Here is a 3149-nt window from a genome sequence, read left to right as displayed (position 1 = left end):
TAAAATCAGGCCGTCTGAAAGAATGCCTACACTGGCTTATTAAGAATTAGGAGATAAAAAATGGACATGAAAAGACGCGATTTCTTAAAAATGACCGCCGCTCTGGCAGCCGCAGGCGTTTCGCCTTCATTGTTGGCAGCCGGTAAAGAACAATTTACCGTGTACGGCGCACCGGCAATGCCCAGCGTAACCATTGCCGTAGCGGCGTTGCAAGGCAAGCTGGCGAAACAGGCAGATGTATCGCTGAAAATCTGGCGTTCGCCCGACCAACTGCGCGCAGGCGTAGCAAGCGGACAATTTAAAGTGATGATGAGCCCGAGCAATGTCGGCGTAAACCTGCGCAACCAAGGGCAGAAAGTCGGCATGGTCAATATTTTGACCAACGGCATCACGCAGCTGATGTGCAAAGGCAGTGCGATTGCCTCGCCTCAGGATTTGGTCGGCAAAAAAATCCTCGTACCGTTTAAAAATGATATGCCCGACATCGTGCTGCAAGCCTTACTGAAAAAACTGAAAATCGACGCGCACAAAGTCGGCATCACTTACACCGCCACGCCGCCGGAAGCAGTCGGACTGTTTTTGAGCAAGGACTACCACGCTGCCATCCTGCCCGAACCGATGGCAACCGCCAGCCTACTTAAAGGCAAAACCATGGGCGTAAACGTCGTGCGTGGATTTGACTTGGTGAAAGCATGGGGACAGGCGTTTGACACCAAACCGCTGATTCCGATGGCAGGCATCATCGCCAACGAAGAATATTTCCACGCACACAAAGCGCAGTTCGACATCTTCCATCAGGATTTGAAAAACGCGCTCAACTGGATACTCGCCAACCGTCAGAGCGCCGCGAAAATCGGCAAAAACTACCTCCCCGCCCCCGAACCCGCCCTAGTCATGGGCTTGGACGGCGCGCGGCTGACGGTAACCAAAGGCAGCGAAGTAAAGAACGAGATTTTGAAGTTTTACGAAATCCTGATGCAGTTCAACCCGAAACTCTTGGGCGGCAAGCTGCCGGATAACGGGTTCTTCTTGGCTTAAAAAAGGATAGAGACCGTCTGAAAAAGGGTAGGTTGTATTGGGGAATCCAATATACCCTTTTCAGACGACCTATCAGATAATAGTCAGAACAGTACACAAAAAGCCGTTATTCCCGAACAGGCGGGAATCCAGTCCTCGATATTGCAGGAATGTTTTAAAATTGCAGCAACGTCAAAACTCTGGATTTCCGCCTGCGCGGGAATAACGGTGGGTGGGTAACCGTGAGTTGTCAAACCCAACAAAACCGTTGAATTGTCTGAAATGTTCGGTCATGACCCAACCTACGCTTGCTGTGATGTTTCAGTATCAATGTCTTTTTATTCAAACAGGAGAAGAAAAATGCCTATTCATGATTACCGTGGTGAAACGACCCGTGTACAGCTTGTTCATGATTTTGAAATTGTACCTTTAGCTCATGTCAGATTATTGAATGGACAAACTAAGGAAAGCTGTGCAGGACCAACTTTAGACAGAGAGTATTATGTTTTTAGTTATCAAAGTTATGCAGATCAAGCCGATGCTGGTACTTTTGTTTGTGGAATAACTGTTGCTAATGACTTTATTAATTTGATACAACGGCAAAATCCAGCAGTAAATCGATTACCTTTATTTGATCCATTGGCAGGTTTGGGTCAAGTTGGAAATGCAAATAATGTAGGTCGTGCTGGTGCTGGAAGAGGTGTTCAACAAGTACCAAACTGGAATCCAATAGCTAAAGAACTCTATGATGCAATAGGTATGATTTGTCTTATGTGGAATTTGGATAATGTTAGCGGAGCATTAGAAAGTGTATTGTTTAATTTAGTTAGCAATCCTACGCAGGTGCCTGATAATTCAGATATACGTAGTATAAATACTATTATTTCAAACCACTTTAATATTAATGTAGGTAATCAGCACGTAGCCAGCTTAGCTTTATGTTTTCAAAGGTTTATGGTTGATAATGGAGTACATAATCCTCCATTAATACAGTTCTTTAATTTAACGACACATTTTACTCAACATGTTGCTAATAGTTGGAATCCTGTTCCTTACTTTAATTAACTAGTAATCGTAGGTTAGTTTAGCAGCAGTCGTAACCCGACGAAACCCCGAAATCCCAAACCAAGGTCGTCTGAAAAACAATATTTGGAAAAACCAAACCGTTTCGTTGGATTGCGACGTTCCGTCTAACCCAATCAACCGCTATTTTTCAGACGGCCTATCATCTCCAAACTATCACTATAAACCTACACCCAAACCATGATTAAAACCGACAAAATCCGCAAACCGCAGCCTGCGGTGTTTTACATCATCGACTACCTTTGGAGTGGCTTTGCCGGTCTGGGCGTGGCGATGGTGGTGGTGGCGTTGTGGGCGTGGGGCAGTGCCGTGTTCGGCGAGTTTATGCTGCCTGCGCCGGTGGAGGTGTTTCAAAAGTCTTTGGATTTATTGAAACATTTTCAGGAAAACGAAATCGGGATTTCGCTGTGGCGGTCGGTGGTGGGCATTTCGGTTGCGCTGGTGGCGGGATTGGCGGCAGGGCTGGTGGCGGGCAGTTTTAAGACGGCGATGGCGTTGCTCAAGCCTGTGATTACGGTTTTGTTGGCGATGCCGCCGATTATTTGGGTGGTGATGGCTCTGTTTTGGTTCGGTTTCGGCAATCCGAGCGTGTTGTTTACCATCATTGTGTTGGTTGCGCCGCTGACGTTTGCGAGTGCGGCGGTCGGGATGGCGAGCGTGAACAAGCAGCATGAGGAGTTGTTTGACGCTTATAAATTAGGCCGTCTGAAAAAAATCCGTTATCTGTATATCCCGCATCTGACGGGCTATGTGATTTCCAGCATCGGCGTGGCGGTGGCGATGGGGGTGAAGGTGGTGATTATGGCGGAACTCTTGGGCGCGAGCGAAGGCGTGGGTGCGCGGATTGCGGACGCGAGGGCGATGCTGGAGACTTCGACGGTGATGGCTTATGTGGTGTTGGTTATCGTGTTTGTGTCGCTGTTTGAATACCTGATTACCAAGCCTTTGGAAATTTTGTTTATGCCGTGGAGGAGATGATGCTCTGTCTTGAAAACGTGCGTTTTGAAATTCTCCGCGACCCCATCGTGCGCGATTTCAGTTTGAACCTG

At 47.4% G+C, this 3149-nt stretch carries 3 protein-coding genes and 1 pseudogene; all 4 read left to right on the top strand.

Annotated features, from left to right (window positions below):
- Positions 1 to 60 precede the first annotated feature (60 nt).
- Entirely contained in the window at positions 61 to 1038 is a 978-nt protein-coding gene (locus tag ACTHS3_RS11065; protein ID WP_049335420.1) for an ABC transporter substrate-binding protein, read from the top strand.
- 339 nt (positions 1039 to 1377) lie between these two features.
- Positions 1378 to 2082, top strand: a complete 705-nt coding sequence (locus ACTHS3_RS11060; protein ID WP_440367963.1) for a hypothetical protein — start codon at positions 1378 to 1380, stop codon at positions 2080 to 2082.
- Positions 2083 to 2280: 198 nt separating this feature from the next.
- The gene (locus tag ACTHS3_RS11055) at positions 2281 to 3078 is read left to right on the top strand and encodes an ABC transporter permease (protein WP_070625904.1); all 798 of its coding nucleotides are present in this window, start codon (positions 2281 to 2283) and stop codon (positions 3076 to 3078) included.
- Positions 3078 to 3149: pseudogene (locus ACTHS3_RS11050) on the top strand (ABC transporter ATP-binding protein); the annotation flags it as partial. The gene ACTHS3_RS11055 and the pseudogene ACTHS3_RS11050, both read left to right, overlap by 1 nt.

The organism is Neisseria sp. P0009.S007, assembly GCF_051962515.1.
This window is presented reverse-complemented; position numbering and strand designations above follow the sequence as displayed.

Bases quoted from the DNA above. Each gene is read 5' to 3' on its own strand.
- ACTHS3_RS11060 (WP_440367963.1), top strand. From the start codon at position 1,378: ATGCCTATTCATGATTACCGTGGTGAAACGACCCGTGTACAGCTTGTT.
- ACTHS3_RS11065 (WP_049335420.1), top strand. From the start codon at position 61: ATGGACATGAAAAGACGCGATTTCTTAAAAATGACCGCCGCTCTGGCA.
- ACTHS3_RS11055 (WP_070625904.1), top strand. From the start codon at position 2,281: ATGATTAAAACCGACAAAATCCGCAAACCGCAGCCTGCGGTGTTTTAC.